Annotated in this window: 15 protein-coding genes and 1 pseudogene; 6 read left to right on the top strand and 10 right to left on the bottom strand. The window is 65.8% G+C overall.

Annotated elements, in window-relative coordinates; translation table 11 throughout:
• Both BN60_RS31695 and BN60_RS23855 read right to left on the bottom strand, forming a co-directional pair.
• A pseudogene (locus tag BN60_RS31695) lies at positions 1–693 on the bottom strand (hypothetical protein); the annotation flags it as partial.
• 63 nt (positions 694–756) lie between these two features.
• Positions 757–1,302, bottom strand: coding sequence for an SH3 domain-containing protein (locus tag BN60_RS23855; RefSeq protein ID WP_083856264.1), 546 nt, complete (start codon positions 1,300–1,302; stop codon positions 757–759).
• Positions 1,303–1,467: 165 nt separating this feature from the next.
• Here BN60_RS23855 and BN60_RS23850 point away from each other — a divergent pair, with 165 nt between their 5' ends.
• Both BN60_RS23850 and BN60_RS23845 read left to right on the top strand, forming a co-directional pair.
• Positions 1,468–2,463: a 2-hydroxyacid dehydrogenase gene (locus BN60_RS23850; RefSeq protein WP_020698689.1), complete on the top strand. Its 996-nt coding sequence runs from the start codon at positions 1,468–1,470 to the stop codon at positions 2,461–2,463.
• Between the two features lie 294 nt (positions 2,464–2,757).
• Positions 2,758–3,546: a SapC family protein gene (locus tag BN60_RS23845; RefSeq protein WP_020698688.1), complete on the top strand. Its 789-nt coding sequence runs from the start codon at positions 2,758–2,760 to the stop codon at positions 3,544–3,546.
• A gap of 15 nt (positions 3,547–3,561) precedes the next feature.
• Here BN60_RS23845 and BN60_RS23840 read toward each other — a convergent pair whose 3' ends face one another.
• Positions 3,562–4,431 carry a YihY/virulence factor BrkB family protein gene (locus BN60_RS23840; RefSeq protein WP_020698687.1) on the bottom strand — a complete coding sequence of 290 codons (870 nt, stop codon included), beginning with the start codon at positions 4,429–4,431 and terminating at the stop codon, positions 3,562–3,564.
• 44 nt (positions 4,432–4,475) lie between these two features.
• Positions 4,476–4,862: an MAPEG family protein gene (locus tag BN60_RS23835; RefSeq protein WP_020698686.1), complete on the bottom strand. Its 387-nt coding sequence runs from the start codon at positions 4,860–4,862 to the stop codon at positions 4,476–4,478.
• 89 nt (positions 4,863–4,951) lie between these two features.
• Between BN60_RS23835 and msrA the strand changes: the two genes are divergently transcribed.
• Positions 4,952–5,614, top strand: a complete 663-nt coding sequence (gene msrA / locus BN60_RS23830) for a peptide-methionine (S)-S-oxide reductase MsrA (RefSeq protein WP_020698685.1) — start codon at positions 4,952–4,954, stop codon at positions 5,612–5,614.
• Between the two features lie 18 nt (positions 5,615–5,632).
• On the opposite strand, the gene add is transcribed toward msrA, so the two are convergent.
• Genes add through BN60_RS23810 form a run of 4 tightly spaced genes read right to left on the bottom strand, consistent with a single transcriptional unit; the run spans position 5,633 to position 9,925 of the window.
• Positions 5,633–6,700 (bottom strand): adenosine deaminase, encoded by a 1,068-nt coding sequence (gene add / locus BN60_RS23825; RefSeq protein WP_020698684.1) that lies wholly within the window; start codon positions 6,698–6,700, stop codon positions 5,633–5,635.
• Positions 6,701–6,711: 11 nt separating this feature from the next.
• Positions 6,712–8,295: an ABC transporter substrate-binding protein gene (locus tag BN60_RS23820; RefSeq protein ID WP_051150181.1), complete on the bottom strand. Its 1,584-nt coding sequence runs from the start codon at positions 8,293–8,295 to the stop codon at positions 6,712–6,714.
• 51 nt (positions 8,296–8,346) lie between these two features.
• A complete protein-coding gene (locus BN60_RS23815; protein ID WP_020698682.1) occupies positions 8,347–9,528 on the bottom strand; it encodes an aminotransferase class V-fold PLP-dependent enzyme in 1,182 nt (393 codons plus the stop codon).
• 1 nt (position 9,529) lies between these two features.
• On the bottom strand, positions 9,530–9,925 hold the full coding sequence (locus BN60_RS23810) for a carboxymuconolactone decarboxylase family protein (protein ID WP_020698681.1): 396 nt from the start codon (positions 9,923–9,925) through the stop codon (positions 9,530–9,532).
• 103 nt (positions 9,926–10,028) lie between these two features.
• On the opposite strand from BN60_RS23810, the gene BN60_RS23805 reads away from it, so the two are divergent.
• Positions 10,029–10,685 carry a M48 family metallopeptidase gene (locus BN60_RS23805; protein WP_245539840.1) on the top strand — a complete coding sequence of 219 codons (657 nt, stop codon included), beginning with the start codon at positions 10,029–10,031 and terminating at the stop codon, positions 10,683–10,685.
• Here the strand turns inward: BN60_RS23805 and BN60_RS23800 are convergent.
• Together BN60_RS23800 and BN60_RS23795 are read right to left on the bottom strand one after the other, a co-directional pair.
• Positions 10,682–11,089, bottom strand: coding sequence for a GFA family protein (locus tag BN60_RS23800; RefSeq protein WP_020698679.1), 408 nt, complete (start codon positions 11,087–11,089; stop codon positions 10,682–10,684). The genes BN60_RS23805 and BN60_RS23800 overlap by 4 nt on opposite strands.
• Positions 11,086–12,330, bottom strand: coding sequence for an NAD(P)/FAD-dependent oxidoreductase (locus BN60_RS23795; RefSeq protein ID WP_020698678.1), 1,245 nt, complete (start codon positions 12,328–12,330; stop codon positions 11,086–11,088). Before BN60_RS23795 ends, BN60_RS23800 begins: the two co-directional genes overlap by 4 nt.
• A 75-nt stretch (positions 12,331–12,405) precedes the next feature.
• Here BN60_RS23795 and hslV point away from each other — a divergent pair, with 75 nt between their 5' ends.
• Both hslV and hslU read left to right on the top strand, forming a co-directional pair.
• A complete protein-coding gene (gene hslV / locus BN60_RS23790; RefSeq protein ID WP_043284295.1) occupies positions 12,406–12,969 on the top strand; it encodes an ATP-dependent protease subunit HslV in 564 nt (187 codons plus the stop codon).
• Positions 12,970–12,975: 6 nt separating this feature from the next.
• Positions 12,976–14,286, top strand: a complete 1,311-nt coding sequence (gene hslU, locus BN60_RS23785) for an ATP-dependent protease ATPase subunit HslU (RefSeq protein WP_020698676.1) — start codon at positions 12,976–12,978, stop codon at positions 14,284–14,286.
• Position 14,287 lies beyond the last annotated feature (1 nt).

The following is a 14,287-nucleotide window of genomic DNA, read 5'->3' as shown; positions in this document are numbered from 1 at the left end:
CTTCGGCGCGGGCGCCGGGCGTGGAATCTCCCGCTCGGTGACGGGCGGAGGTGGCGCTTCGAGCGGCGGCAGGGCCGCTTCCAGGGTCGGCGGTGGGGGCTGCGGCGCCGGTGGTTCCGGCCGCGGTTGAGCGGCCGCCTGCTGCTGGGCCTCCTGGGGCTTGTCCAGCGGCTTGGGCGGTTCTTCCGGCTGCGGCTCGGGTTTTGCCGCCTCCTGCGGCTGAGGCGGAGGGTCTTCCTTTGCCGGTGGCGGATTCTCCTCCGGCTTGTCGGCTGTCGTCTCGGTACCCGGTTTGTCCTTGGGATCGGTCGTCGTGCCCACCGGCGGCAGGCCGAGCCGTTGAGCCGGCGCCTTTTGCTGCTGGGGTTGCTGCTGAGGTTGCTGCTGGGGCTGTTGTTGCGGTGGCTGCGGGGGCGGTGGCTGGACGGCCGCCGTCTGGGTCGGGGCCGCAGGCGGCGGCGTCGGTGCAGGCGGCGGGGGCGGTTCGGGCGCGGGTACGATCTGGGGCTGCGGCTCCGGCGGCGCATCCATCGTGATCTCGATGGCGTCCTCGAAGGGGTCCTCCAGCCGAAGCGGCGAGATCCAGTAGAGCGCGACAGCCACCAGCACATGCAGCGCCGTCGTCAGCAGGATCGCCGACGGTGGCATGCGGTCGAAGTGGTGGGCGCGGGTGAAGCTTACGTCGTGAGCCACGGCGATGCTCGTTCTACGGTCCGATACGCCTGGCCGCCAGCGCCGTTGCAGTCGCGCGGCAAGCTAGTTGATGGGTTCCGACTTGTAGACGCCCCACATGCCCGTCCGTTCGATCCAGCCACTGACACCAGACACTTTGACGCGGCACCAGTCGCCGGTGCAGGAGCGGATTTCGCCCATCACCTCGGGCTCCAGCTTGGCAACGACCTCGGCCGACGAGGCCGGTGTCTTGTGCAGGCTGGCGGCCTTGTTGGCGATAATGAAGCTGCGCTTGCCGGACAGAAGGCTCTGGTGGACCCAGCCGCTGGCGCCCTGCCAATCGCGGATTTTCCGCCAGTTTTCGAATTCTGCCACGATTTCGACCGGCATCGCCTTGCGCTTGAACACCCAATCGACCGGGTAACGCGTGCCGGGGCCGGTCCGGACATTGACCTCGTCGGATCTGAGCGAGGCGAAGCGCGGGATGGGCAGACCCGAGCCCTTTCGCTGCAGGGCCAGCGGCTTGCTGGAGGCCTGGGCCGAGGCCGTCGCGGTGGGAAGGAGAGGTGTGCCCGCCCCTGCCAAGGCAACGGATAGCAGGCAAAGCAGGAGTGGCGATCGACTTCCCATCGGGGTCTGTATACCTGAAATCTTCATATTGAGCGACAAGTACCTGAAAAAGCGCGCTTTTCCGCCGCGTGCGCCAAGAAAGTCGATTGCTGGACAAAATGCGCGAGGAATTGTTAATCGGGCAGTACCTTCATCCCGCGCAAGCCTTCGGTCCCCCATCTGCCTATGCCGTCCAGTTCCAAGAAGAAGCCACTGGTGATTGTCACCCGGAAGCTGCCCGACGCCATCGAGACCCGGCTGATGGAGCTCTTCGAGACGCGACTGAATGCCGACGACAAGCCGCTCACGGCCGCCCAGCTCGTCGAGGCGGTGAAGGCGGCGGACGTTCTGGTGCCGACGGTGACCGACCGCATCGACAGCCGCGTGCTTTCTCAAGCCGGTCCGAAACTGAAGCTGATCGCTTCGTTCGGCACCGGCGTCGATCACATCGATCTCGATACGGCTCGGCAGCGCGGCATCGTCATCACCAACACGCCGGGCGTGCTGACGGAGGACACCGCCGACATGTCGATGGCGCTGGTGCTGGCCACCGCGCGACGCATGGGCGAGGGCGAGCGTCTGGTGCGTGACGGCAAGTGGACCGGCTGGAGTCCGACCTCGATGCTGGGCGCGCGGCTCCAGGGCAAGCGCATGGGCATCGTCGGTATGGGCCGTATCGGACAGGCGCTGGCGCGCCGCGCGCGCGGCTTCGGGCTCGCCATCCACTATCACAACCGCAAGCGCGTCCACGGCGAGATCGAGCGCGAACTCGAGGCGACCTACTGGGAGAGCCTCGACCAGATGCTGGCGCGCATGGACATCGTCTCGGTGAATTGCCCGCATACGCCGGCGACTTTTCACCTCCTGTCGGCGCGCCGCCTCAAGCTGATGAAGCCCTCGGCCATCATCGTGAACACCGCGCGCGGCGAAGTGATCGACGAGAACGCCATGGTGCGCATGCTGAAGGCGGGCGAGCTGGCGGGCGCCGGTCTCGACGTCTACGAGCACGAGCCGCAGGTGAACCCGAAGCTGCTGGAGCTCGACCGTGTCGTGCTGCTGCCGCACATGGGCTCGGCGACGCTCGAAGGCCGCATCGACATGGGCGAGAAGGTACTGATCAACATCAAGACCTTCGTCGATGGCCACAAGCCGCCGGATCGCGTGCTGGCGACGATGTTCTGATGTCCGGCTGCCGCCCTGGCCGTCAGCCTCGCGTCGACTTTTTCTGGGTGGATTCGCGCGCGAAGTCACGACCTGCCGCTGCCGCAGAGTAGTCTAACTCTCTGAAATACGATCCCTTTGGCGGTATTTCGCGATGCCGTGCGGCCGCTGGCGCCCGGTCGTCGGCTTTCCCGGGTCCCTTGACAGGCATCATCCCCGACTCGCAACTATCGGCTCTTCGGCCGCTGCCGGTTCGCGACCCGCGCGCGAGCCCGATCCGTTCGAGCACCCATCATTCCGAGCCCGCGAGGACCGATGACCACCGCCGCTTCCCAGACTGCCGCTGCCGCAGGGCTGCCGCTCTTCTACCGCACGCCCGTCGTGCTGCGCTTCGAGGATCATCGTCGCGCGGGTCTCGGCCATGCCCTGGATTTTAACTTCACGCGCGAAGCGACGGCCGTGCCGCTGATGATCAGCGAGTTCATGCCGGCGCTGCGTCATTATCCCATCGTCTTCTCCGATTCCGAGCGGCCCGTTCCGCTGGCGGTGTTGGGTCTCAAGCAGGGGCGCAATCTGTTCTTGGAAGACAATGGCTCTTGGCGTGCGGATACCTACGTGCCGGCCTATGTGCGCCGCTATCCCTTCATCATTACCGAGACGCCCGATCCCAACACGCGCCTGCTCAGCATCGACGCCGCCTCCGAGCGGTTCGTCGAGACGCTGGGCGAGGGTGTCGCGGGCGACCTGCTGTTCGAAAGCGGCGGCGGCCCGACCCAGGCCACTCGTGCGGCGATGGAGTTCTGCCAGGCCATGCACGAGGACCATCTGCGCACCGTCGCCTTCTCCGACGCCTTGCGCGGGGCGGAGCTGCTGACGTCCAACCGGGCCGACATCACCTTCCCGAACGGCGATCGCTACACGCTCGATGGCTTCCGGACCATCGACGAGAAGGCCTATCGCGCCCTGGCAACCGACAAGGTTGAGGAATGGCACAAGTCGGGCGCGCTCGACCTCGTGGCGATGCATCTCGCCTCCCAGCGCAACTGGCAGATCCTTCTCGACCTCAACGCCGCGCAAGCCGAGCCGCAGAGCGCCGCCGCCTGAGGTGGCCCAGCGACGCTAAAGATCCCCCTCGACCATTTCGCGGGCGCGGTTGTCGATCAGGACATCGCGCGTCGCGCGTCCGACCTGGGCACCGATCAGGATGGTGAGCGAGGTCCAGTACATCCAGACCATGATCGCGGCAAAGCCTGCGGTGGCGCCGAAGGCCGAGGTGAGCTGCGTCACCTCGAAATAATAGACCAAGGCGCGGTTGCCGGCGGCAAACAGCAAGGCGTTCACGGCACCGCCGATCAGTGCGTATCGCCACGGGATATTGCCGGTTGGCAGCCACTTGTAGATCAGGGTGAAGAAACCGGCGAGCAGGCCGTAATGCACCGAGGTCGAGAAAGCGGGGCCGATCCATTCCCCCAGGATCGGAAAGCGTTCGAGGGCGCCGGCATAGGCTGACATCAGGACACTGGCCAGGATGACGACGATCAACAGTACCCCCAGGAGGACCATCAGCGCCAACGCCAGCAGACGCGACTTCAGGCTGGCCAGCACCGGATGCAATGCCCTGGTTTTGGTGTCGCGCCAGATGGCGTCGATGCCGTCATCCAGCTCCACGAAGACGCGCGTGCCCGTGTAGAGCAGCACCACGGCGCCGACGATGGCGGCGATGCCGCCGCCCTTGAACAGGTTCTCCGACGCGAAGCGGCGGATGCTCTGGAGTTGATCGGGCGCGACAACCGTACTCAGTGCGTTGAAGATCGCCTCCTGCGCCATCAGCCGGCCGACGATCGGCTCGGCGATGGCGATGACGAAGATCATGATCGGACCCAGGGCGAACATGGTGTAGAACGCCATCGCCGCAGCCGAAGTCGAGAGCCGGTTGGCGAAGTAACCTTCGCCCGCCTCGTAGGCGATGCGCCAGATCGTGTTGAGCATGGTGGGTATTGTCGCTGCCGTCGCGCCGCGTCGCCTTTAGCGGCTCAGTATTGCTTCAAGCCGAGCCCCGCCAGAACGAGCAGAACCGACGCGACTACGAGCGTCGCGGTGGTCCCCATCGCCCCCACGAAGCGGCCATACGGGATGAAACCCAGCATGCCGCCGGCATGCAGCACGCGCGCTGCCAGCAGGACGACCGAGAGGATGGCCACAGTCCGGAAACCGTAGAAGTCGCTGGCCATATAAATGACGAGCAGGGTCAACGGCACGAACTCGATCAGGTTGCCGTGGGCACGGATGGCCGTCTCCAGCTCCTTGTCGCCGCCATCGCCGAGGTAGATCTTCTTGCGGCCGCGCATCAGGCCGACATTCGCTGTGAGGACCGCCGCCAGGAGGCCGAGCAGACCGGCGCAGACGAAAAACACAGGCATTTGCGGTCTCTCCCACTCGATTCGGCGGCATTGTATGGCCATATTGACGGCAGGCAAATTGAGTGGCTGACAGCAAGAGGAGCCGCGCCATGTGGCAGATTCTGCGCAAGAAAACCGAAATGCCGACGTCCGACCGGGCGCTGCCGGGTCGCGCTTCGCGTCCGTTCGAGGTGCCGGCTGCACACTATGTCAACGGCAACCGCATCCAGCCGCCGTTCCCCGCCGGCCTCCAGCAGGCGATGTTCGGCTTGGGCTGCTTCTGGGGGGCAGAGCGGAAATTCTGGGAGGCGCCGGGCGTCTACGCCACGGCCGTCGGTTACGCCGCGGGTCTGACGCCCAATCCGACCTACGAGGAAGTCTGCTCGGGTTATACCGGCCACAACGAGGTGGTGATGGTCTGGTTCGATCCGACCAAGACCTCCTACGACGCGCTGCTGCGCGTCTTCTGGGAGAGCCACGACCCGACCCAGGGCATGCGTCAGGGCAACGATGTCGGCACGCAGTACCGTTCGGGCATTTATACCTATTCGCCCGAGCAGAAAGCCCAGGCCGAGGCCTCACGCGCGCTGTTCCAGAAGGAGCTGGCCAAGAAGGGCTACGGCGCCATTACGACCGAGATCCTCGATGCGCCGGCCTTCTACTATGCCGAGGATTATCACCAGCAGTATCTCGCCAAGAATCCGGGCGGCTACTGCGGTCTCGGCGGCACCGGCGTTTCCTGCCCCATCGGCCTCGGTGTCGCGGCGGAATAGCCGCCGCGCTCGCTCCGGTTAGACGGGCGGCGCGGCCGTCTCGTAGCCGAACTCCCTGTCGAGGGCGGCGATCTCCTTGCGGAAGGCCATGCGCAGCGTGGCCTTGCTGCTTTCGTCGAGCCACGAGCCTTCGACCGAGTTCAGGCTGAACCTGCGCGCCATCTCCGGTCCCCAGCCGACCGACTCGAACAGCGTCGTGAAGCCATGGCCGAGATTGGTTCCGAACATCGCCGGGTCATCGGTGTTGATCGTGACGTTAAGGCCGGCCTCGGCCATGCGCCGGATGCGCTGCGGTCGATGCGGGCGATTGTGCAGCAGGCTGGTCCAGGCGCAGGGCGTGAAGTAGAGCCCGTCCTTGCGCGCCTCGCTCATCACGAAGTCCGACGCCAGCATGTTGTAGCCGTGATCGATACGGTCGCACTTCAACACGTCGCGGCAGATCAGGTAGTTGGTGGGCGGTGCCTGCAGCGGCGTCAGATAGTCTTCGCAGCAGTGCGCCGTGCATTTCAGGCCGCCCTTCCTGGCGAGCGCATAGGCCTCGGCATAGAGGGCGGGAGGGCCGACGCTTTCGTTGCCGTCGAGCCCGATGCCCACCACGAGCTCGTGGGGGTGCGCGAGCGCCGTCTCGACGATCTCGACCGCCTGGGCGCCGTTGTTGAGCGAGCGGTCGATGCAGCAGATGAGCAGGCCGCTGACGCCGAAGCGCTCCTTGGCCTGACGGAGGCCTTCCACCATGCCTGCGACCTGGGAGGGATAGTCGATGCCGTTGGGGTAGAAGTAGTCCGGGTTGAAGAAGAACTCGACGTGCTTGAGGTTGCCGTCGCGCACGGCATCCTCGATGTATTCATAGACCGCCCGCGTGAAATCGGCCGGCGTGCGCAAGACCGCGGCCGCGATGCGCAGGATTTCCAGGAACCCGTCGAAGTCGGGCCATTGGTAGAGTGTTTCCGCCGGCCGCGGCAGGGCCATGCCATACCGCTTCGCCAGCTCGGCTACCGTGGTGGCGCGCAGCGTGCCGGCCAGATGGCAGTGCAGCTCGGCCTTGGGAATGCGCCGCAGATAGTCGTCGGCAACGGCTTTCGCCATGGCAGGAATCCTTACTTCTTCTCGATGTTGTAGAGCAGCATCACCGGCGACTTCAGCACGCCGTCGAGGTTGTCGCGCCAGGCCGACGGCGTCGTGAACTGCGACAGCGGCAGATAGAGCACCTGTTCGTAGGCGCGGACCTGGATCTCCGTAGCGATGGCCTTGCGCGAGGCTTCGTCGGCCGCCGTCGCGAACTTCAGGCGCAGCTCGTCGGTCTTAGGATCGGTCGGCCAACCCCAGGCGGCGGCCGGGGGGCCGGACGCCACCAGGAAGGGATTGCTGAGCGGATTGCCCTGGTCGGGCACCGAGTTGGTGGTGTGCGCGAGGTTCCAGCCGCCCTGCGCCACCGGGCCGGTGTTGAGCCGGCGCGTGGCGAACGTCTGGAAATCCATCGAGACCATGTCGACCTTGAAGCCGAGATCGACCAGCACCTGACGTGTCACGTTGCCCAGTGCGGCGATACCCGGCGCGTTGGCGACGTGCAGCATCACCAGCGGCTTGGACATGTCGACATTGGCTTCCTTGAGGAGCGCCTTGGCGCCAGCCACGTCGCGCGCCGGAATGCCGTCCTTGCTTTCGTAGGGCATGCCGCAGCCGAAGATTGCCGCGCAATCCGTGGCGAACTGCGGATCGCCCGCCACCACGGCGGCATACATGGTCCGGTCGATCGCCTTGGCGATGGCCTGCCGCACCTTCACGTTGTCGAACGGCGGCTGCAGGTGGTTCATCCGCATGATGGCCTGGAAGCCATACTTGCTCACCACTTCTGCCTTGGCCCCCGCCTTGGCGGTGAACAGCGGCAGCAGGTCGGCCGGCACGCGCTCGAGATAGTCGACCTCGCCGTTGATGAGGGCGCTCACCTGGGTCTGCGCGTCCGGCAAACCCAGCATTTCGACCTTGTCCATCTTGGCGATCTTGCCGCCGGAGGCCCAGCTGGGCGACTCGCTGCGCGGCTTGTAGTCGGTGAACTTCTCCAGGACGATCTTCACGCCCGGCTCATGCTGGTCGGCGCGGAACCTGTAGGGGCCGGAGCCGACGATCTCCTTCACCTGCTCGCTGCCCGGCGTCTTGGCGATACGCTCCGGCATCATGAAAGGCACCGGCGCACCGATCTTGCCAAGACTGTCCAACACCAGACCGTAGGGCTCGCGCAGCACCATCTTGATCGTGCCGGCATCCGTGGCTTCCAGCGATGTCATGAACTTCGCCATGGTCTGGCCCATGCTGTCGCGCGATGCCCAGCGCCGGATAGAGGCCACGCAATCCGCCGCCGTCACAGGCTGGCCGTCGTGCCATTTGAGCCCGGGCCGCAGCACGAACGTGTAGGTGAGCTTGTCGGGGCTGACCGTATAGCGGTCGACCATCTGCGGCTGCGGCTCGAACTTGTCGTTCATCGCGAACAGCGTGTCGTAGATCAGGTAGCCGAGGTCGCGCGTGGTGAACGACGTCGTGAAGTGCGGGTCGAGCACGCGGCTGAGGGTTTCGGGCACCACCCGCAGGGTCGATTGCGTCTGGCCGGCAGCGCCGAACGGCACGGCAATCGACAACGCCATGGCGGCTGCCGCCGCCAGCGTCCATGAACGACGAACAGTCATTTTAGTCCCTCTCCCCAGAATCGCCACCGGCGCAGCAAACCCCATGCCACGCTAGCGACGGATCAAAGAGTCGAGCGCGGCGGCGAACCGGTCAAGCTCGTCTTCCGTATTGTAGACATGCACCGAGGCCCGCATGACGTCGCGCAGGCCGCGTCCCTGGAGATCGAGGCGCGAGGAAAATTGCGTGGAGACCGACACGTTGATGCCCTGTTCGCGCAGCGCCATCTTGAGCGCCGCATGATCGGCGTCCTTGACCGCGAAGGTCACGATGGCGCCCTTCACCATGCCCAGGTCCGTCAGCGTCACGCCGCCCAGCTTCGCCAGGCGCGCGCGCAAGCCGTCGGCCAACTGGCGCAGGCGGACCCACACGGCCTCCATGCCGAGTTCGTTGGCCTGGTCGGCGGCGACCTTGAGGCCGATGACGCCAGCGAAATAGCGCTCCCAGTTCTCGAAGCGCTTGGCATCGCCAAGCACGGTGTACTCCTGATCGCCAGTCCAGCGCGCGGCGTGGTTGTCGAGGAAGATCGGTTCGATCCGAGAGGTGCTGCGCGTGCGGGCGTAAAGGAAGCCGGTGCCGCGTGGTCCGCGCATGTACTTGCGGCCGGTGGCGGAAAGGAAGTCACAACCGATCTTCTTGACGTCGATGGGCATCATGCCGACCGACTGGCAGGCATCCAGAAGGTAGAGCACGCCGGCATCGTTCACGATTTTGCCGACCGCTTCGGCGGGCTGCACGAGCCCGCCCTGTGTCGGGATATGCGAGATGGAAACGAGCTTGGCTCGCTTGTCGATGGCGCGCTCCAGCGCAGCGAGGTCGATCTGGCCGTGCTTGTCGTCGGGCACGACGACGATCTCGGCGCCGGTCTTCTTCGCCACCTGCAGGTAGGAGATGTAGTTCGAGGAATACTCGCTGACGCAGGTCAGGATGCGGTCGCCCGGCTTGAAGTCGAGCGAATAGAAGGCGAGGTCCCAGGCGCGCGTCGCGTTCTCGACGAAGCCGATCTCGCTTTCCTCGGCGCCGATGAGACGTGCCACGGATGGATAAAAGCCGTCCAGCGTATCCCGCGCCTGGTCTGCCGCTTCGTAACCGCCGATCTCGGCTTCGAGTTTCAGGTGGTCGAGCGTCGCCTCGAGCGTGCGCCGGCTGGGCAGCGACGAACCGGCGGCATTGAGGTGCAGGACACGGGCGCAGCCCGGCGTCTCGGCACGGATGCGGGCAAGGTCGAGGCTCATGTCAGAATTTCCCCTGTTCCTTCAGCACGTCCTCGGCGACCCGCAGCGCGTCGATGGCCGCGGGGAACCCGCAATAGGCGATGGCGTGGGTGAAGATCTCGCGCAGCTCGGTCTTGCTGCAGCCGTTGTTCAAGGCGCCGACGAGATGGATCTTGAGTTCGTGCGGACGGTTGAGGGCGCAAAGCATCGCCACGGTGATCATGCTGCGCTGCTTCCTGTCGAGGCCGTCGCGGGTCCAGAGCGAGGCGTAGGCGAACTCTTCGGAGAAGGCGCGAACCGGGCCCCAGAAATCGTTGTTGGTCGCATCGCGCCGCGCGAGATAGGATTCGCCCAGCACCTCGGCCAGTACCTTGCGTCCGGCGTCGCTCAGTGTTTTGTGCGCCTGTTGTTCGCTCATTCCATTCTCCCCTTCGATGTCGTCCTGGTTCAGCCGCCTCCTGCCTAAAACGCTGCCCGAGCCCGAGCAACTGACCATTGCTCATGCCGGAGATACGCTGCCCGTGACCTTCGTGCGCAACGCTCGGGCGCGCCGCGCGTCGCTGCGTGTCGATCCCGCCAACCGACGCATCGTCCTGACGGCGCCGCTACGCATGGCCCGCGGCACAGCGGTGAATTTCGCCGAGGCACAGGCGGGCTGGATCGCCGCAAGGCTCGATCGCCTGCCCGAGCGGCGGCCGTTCTGCGACGGCGCCGAAGTGCCGCTGTTCGGCGTGCCGCACGTGATCCGCCACCGCGCCGGCCAGCGCGGCACCGTCTGGCGGGAAGGCGCAGAGATCCATGTGGCGGGCCAGCCGGAGCATCTGCCGCGCCGCGTGCGCGACTGGCTGACGGTCGAACTCAAGGCGCGGCTGGTGCCGCTGGTCCATGCCAAGGCGGCCCAGGTCGAGCGGCCGGTGAAGCGCATCACCCTGCGCGACAGCCGTTCACGCTGGGGGAGCTGCGGGCCGAATGCCGCGATGTCCTTCTCCTGGCGGCTGGTCTTCGCGCCGCCGGAAGTGCTCGACTATTTGGCGGCGCACGAGGTTGCCCATCTCGTGCATCTGAACCACAGCTCGCGTTTCTGGGCCTTGGCACGTACGCTATGCGATGTCCCGATCGAAGGGCCGCAGACCTGGCTCAAGAAGAACGGCGAGACCTTGCTCCAGTACGGCAACTAGTCGGTGACGTGTTCCCGATACTGCGGCAGGTCGTCGGTGATAGCGAACCACGGCGCCTTGGAGCCGACGAAGATGTGCGCGGTCGGCCGGATAGTTGGCGTGTCGACGAGCGTACCCATGGCGACATGGACGTATACGCCGTCGCGAACCACCGAATAGAGGAGCGAGCCGCAGACGCTGCAGTGGGCGTCGTGGGTCTTTTCCTCGCCGTGGATCAGGAGGTTGTCGCGGCCTGAAGTAACCGCGAACTGGATGCGCGTGATGCCGGCGAAAGGCTTGAAAGCCGAGCCCGTGGTGCGCCGACAGTTGGAGCAGTGGCAGTTCAGCGCGTAGGTGAAGGCATCCGCCACCGCATATTGCACGGCGCCGCAGAAGCATTTCCCGGTCAGCGTGCGCGCCGTCATCCAAAGCGCCCCGGATCGCAGGCCTTGAGCGCCTCGGGCAATTCCTCGCCTTCCATCTGACGAGCGATCAGGCGGCCTGTCACGGTCGCCAGCGTCAGGCCGAGATGCTGATGGCCATAGCCGCAATAGACGTTGGCCAGCCGCGGCGCGCGGCCGATGGCGGGGCGATAGTCGGGCAGCGTCGGGCGCTCGCCGATCCAGCGGCTGCGCTCCTCGCCGCCGACGCCCGGGAAGATCGCCTTGAGATGTTTGACCAGCAGATCGGCGCGATGCCAGGAGGGCGGCTGATGCGGCGCCGCCAGCTCGACCGTGCCTGCGAGACGCAGGCCCTCGGCCATGGGCGTGAAGAAGAGGCCGCGGTCGGGCGGGCTGACCGGCAGATCGAAGCGCACATTGTCGGGCGCCAGCATCACGTGATAGCCGCGCTCGGCCACCAGCGGCGCATTAAAGCCCAGGAGCCGTGTCAGTTCGCCGGAGGCGCGGCCGGCCGAGATCATGACGGCCTTGGCGGGTAGTTCGGAATCGGTGAGCTGGACGGCCGTCACGCGGTTGCCGTCGCGGCGAAAGCCGCGGACGCGACCGCGCACGACAGTGCCGCCTTCGGCCGTGAAGCGTTCCGCCAGGGTCGCCACGACCTGGTAGGGATTCACCGTATGACTGCCGCGCGGATAATAGATACCGCGCACGATGTGCGGACTGAGGCCCGGCGCCAGCTCGCGCGCGCGATTGCCGTCGACGATCTCGAATTCGGTGCCCTTGCCGGCCTGCAGACCGCGCATCTCGTCCGTGCCCTGGAACGAGGCTTCGCTTTCGTAGACGTAGAGCGCGCCCTTGGTCTGGAAAAGCTCGCCGAGGCCCGAAGCCTGGATCTCCGCCTTCCAGGCGAGATCGGCCTCCAGCATCAGCGGCTTGAAGGCGGCCTTGCCCTTGTCGACCTCTGCCGGGCTCATCGCCGCCAAGGCGAAACGCGCCATCCAGGGCAGCAAGGACGGAATGCTCGGCCGATGCAAAGTGAGGGGGCCGTCACGATCCATCAGCATCTGCGGCACCTTCTTCAGGGTCGCAGGTCTGGCCAGCGGAATAAGGCTGTCGAGCGACAGGAAGCCCGCATTGCCGAAGGACGTCGCCTTGCCGGGCTCGGCGCTGTCCAGAAGGGTGACGCTGTGGCCGGCGCGTTGCAGGGCGCGGGCGGTGGCGGTGCCGACGATGCCGGCGCCAATGACGATGACTGAGTCGCTCATGACCCGACGTTAGCACGGCCTCTGCGGGCATAGATGCGCGATTGATTTGTGCCCCCAAATCCCTATTTAGGGCGCATGTCTTCCGCACAATCAGACAGTTCCGCCGGTCCGGGCTGGCATGCCACGACTATCCTTTCGGTGCGCAAGGGCGACCAGGTCGTCATGGCGGGCGATGGCCAGGTGTCGATGGGCCAGACCATCGTCAAGGGCAATGCCCGCAAGGTCCGCCGTATCGGCAATGGCCAGATCGTGGCGGGCTTCGCCGGCGCTACCGCAGACGCCTTCACCCTGTTCGAGCGGCTGGAAACCAAGCTGGAGCGCCATCCTGGCCAGCTCCTGCGCGCCTGCATCGAACTCGCCAAGGACTGGCGCACCGACCGTTACCTGCGCCGCCTCGAAGCGATGATGGCCGTGGCCGACAAGGACGTGTCGCTGCTGCTGTCGGGCACGGGTGACGTGCTGGAGCCGGAGGGTGGCATCATCGCCATCGGCTCGGGCGGCAACTACGCACTCTCCGCCGCGCGCGCCCTGATCGACGTCGACGGCATGGACGCCGAGGCGATCGCCCGCAAGTCGATGAAGATCGCCGCCGATATCTGCGTCTACACCAACCACAACCTCGTCATCGAGAAGCTCTAGTAAATCATGAGCAACGACTTTTCCCCCCGCGAGATCGTCTCCGAACTCGACAAGCACATCGTCGGCCAGCAGGACGCCAAGCGCGCGGTCGCCATCGCGCTGCGCAACCGTTGGCGTCGCCTGCAGCTTCCCGAAGGGCTGCGCGAGGAAGTGCTGCCCAAGAACATTCTGATGATCGGGCCGACCGGCTGCGGCAAGACCGAGATCGCGCGGCGCCTCGCCAAGCTCGCCAATGCGCCGTTCCTCAAGGTCGAAGCCACCAAGTTCACCGAGGTCGGCTATGTCGGCCGCGACGTCGAGCAGATCGCGCGCGACCTGATGGAAGTGGCCCTCGAGATGGCGAAGGAGCGTTTGCGCAAGGACGTGCGCGCCAAGGCCGAATTGGCGGCTGAGGATCGCGTCATCGATGCGCTGTGCGGCCCCAATGCCAGCGAGGAGACGCGGCAGCGCTTCCGCCACAAGTTGCGCGACGGCGAACTCAACGATCGCGAGATCGAAGTCGAGGTGGCCGATTCCGGTTCGCCCATGCAGTTCGAGGTGCCCGGCCAGCCGGGCGCGTCGGTCGGCATGATCAATATCGGCGACATGCTGGGCAAGGCGTTCGGCGGCCGCACTAAGAAGCGCAAGATGACCGTGGCCGAAAGCCACGAGACGCTGATGCGCGAGGAGAGCGACAAGCTCCTCGATCAGGAGCGTGTGGTGCGCGAAGCGCGCGATCTGGTCGAGCAGAACGGCATCGTCTTCATCGACGAGATCGACAAGATCACCGCGCGCAGCGAATTCCGCGGCGGCGGCGACGTGAGCCGCGAAGGCGTGCAGCGCGACCTGCTGCCCCTGATCGAAGGTACGACGGTGAACACCAAGCACGGGCCGCTGAAGACCGACCATGTGCTGTTCATCTGCTCCGGCGCCTTCCACCTCGCCAAGCCCTCGGACATGCTGCCGGAGCTGCAGGGCCGCCTGCCGATCCGCGTCAGCCTGGCCTCGCTCAACCAGGAGGATTTCCGCCGCATCCTGACCGAGCCGGAGGCGAGCCTGGTGAAGCAATACAAGGCGCTGCTCGGCACCGAGAAGGTCGATCTCGAATTCAAGTCCGACGCCATCGACGAGCTGGCGCGCCTATCGGCCGAGATCAACGAGACGGTCGAGAATATCGGCGCGCGCCGGCTGCATACCGTGATGGAGAAGCTCCTCGAAGAGATCAGCTTCACCGCCTCGGACAAGCCCGGCGAGAAGGTCGAGATCGACGCCGCCTATGTCCGCGAGCGGGTCAGCTCGCTTGCCAAGAACGCCGACCTCTCGAAGTTCGTTCTCTGAG

The sequence above is a fragment of the Reyranella massiliensis 521 genome, assembly GCF_000312425.1.
Classification (GTDB): Bacteria; Pseudomonadota; Alphaproteobacteria; order Reyranellales; family Reyranellaceae; genus Reyranella; species Reyranella massiliensis.
The sequence above is the reverse complement of the archived record's forward strand: the minus strand, read 5'-3'. Positions and strand labels throughout refer to the sequence as shown.

What these genes read in the sequence shown, in the direction of transcription:
- BN60_RS23855 (WP_083856264.1), bottom strand. Translation starts at nt 1,302, where the DNA reads ATGGGAAGTCGATCGCCACTCCTGCTTTGCCTGCTATCCGTTGCCTTG.
- BN60_RS23850 (WP_020698689.1), top strand. Translation starts at nt 1,468, where the DNA reads ATGCCGTCCAGTTCCAAGAAGAAGCCACTGGTGATTGTCACCCGGAAG.
- BN60_RS23845 (WP_020698688.1), top strand. Translation starts at nt 2,758, where the DNA reads ATGACCACCGCCGCTTCCCAGACTGCCGCTGCCGCAGGGCTGCCGCTC.
- BN60_RS23840 (WP_020698687.1), bottom strand. Translation starts at nt 4,431, where the DNA reads ATGCTCAACACGATCTGGCGCATCGCCTACGAGGCGGGCGAAGGTTAC.
- BN60_RS23835 (WP_020698686.1), bottom strand. Translation starts at nt 4,862, where the DNA reads ATGCCTGTGTTTTTCGTCTGCGCCGGTCTGCTCGGCCTCCTGGCGGCG.
- msrA (WP_020698685.1), top strand. Translation starts at nt 4,952, where the DNA reads ATGTGGCAGATTCTGCGCAAGAAAACCGAAATGCCGACGTCCGACCGG.
- add (WP_020698684.1), bottom strand. Translation starts at nt 6,700, where the DNA reads ATGGCGAAAGCCGTTGCCGACGACTATCTGCGGCGCATTCCCAAGGCC.
- BN60_RS23820 (WP_051150181.1), bottom strand. Translation starts at nt 8,295, where the DNA reads ATGACTGTTCGTCGTTCATGGACGCTGGCGGCGGCAGCCGCCATGGCG.
- BN60_RS23815 (WP_020698682.1), bottom strand. Translation starts at nt 9,528, where the DNA reads ATGAGCCTCGACCTTGCCCGCATCCGTGCCGAGACGCCGGGCTGCGCC.
- BN60_RS23810 (WP_020698681.1), bottom strand. Translation starts at nt 9,925, where the DNA reads ATGAGCGAACAACAGGCGCACAAAACACTGAGCGACGCCGGACGCAAG.
- BN60_RS23800 (WP_020698679.1), bottom strand. Translation starts at nt 11,089, where the DNA reads ATGACGGCGCGCACGCTGACCGGGAAATGCTTCTGCGGCGCCGTGCAA.
- BN60_RS23795 (WP_020698678.1), bottom strand. Translation starts at nt 12,330, where the DNA reads ATGAGCGACTCAGTCATCGTCATTGGCGCCGGCATCGTCGGCACCGCC.
- hslV (WP_043284295.1), top strand. Translation starts at nt 12,406, where the DNA reads ATGTCTTCCGCACAATCAGACAGTTCCGCCGGTCCGGGCTGGCATGCC.
- hslU (WP_020698676.1), top strand. Translation starts at nt 12,976, where the DNA reads ATGAGCAACGACTTTTCCCCCCGCGAGATCGTCTCCGAACTCGACAAG.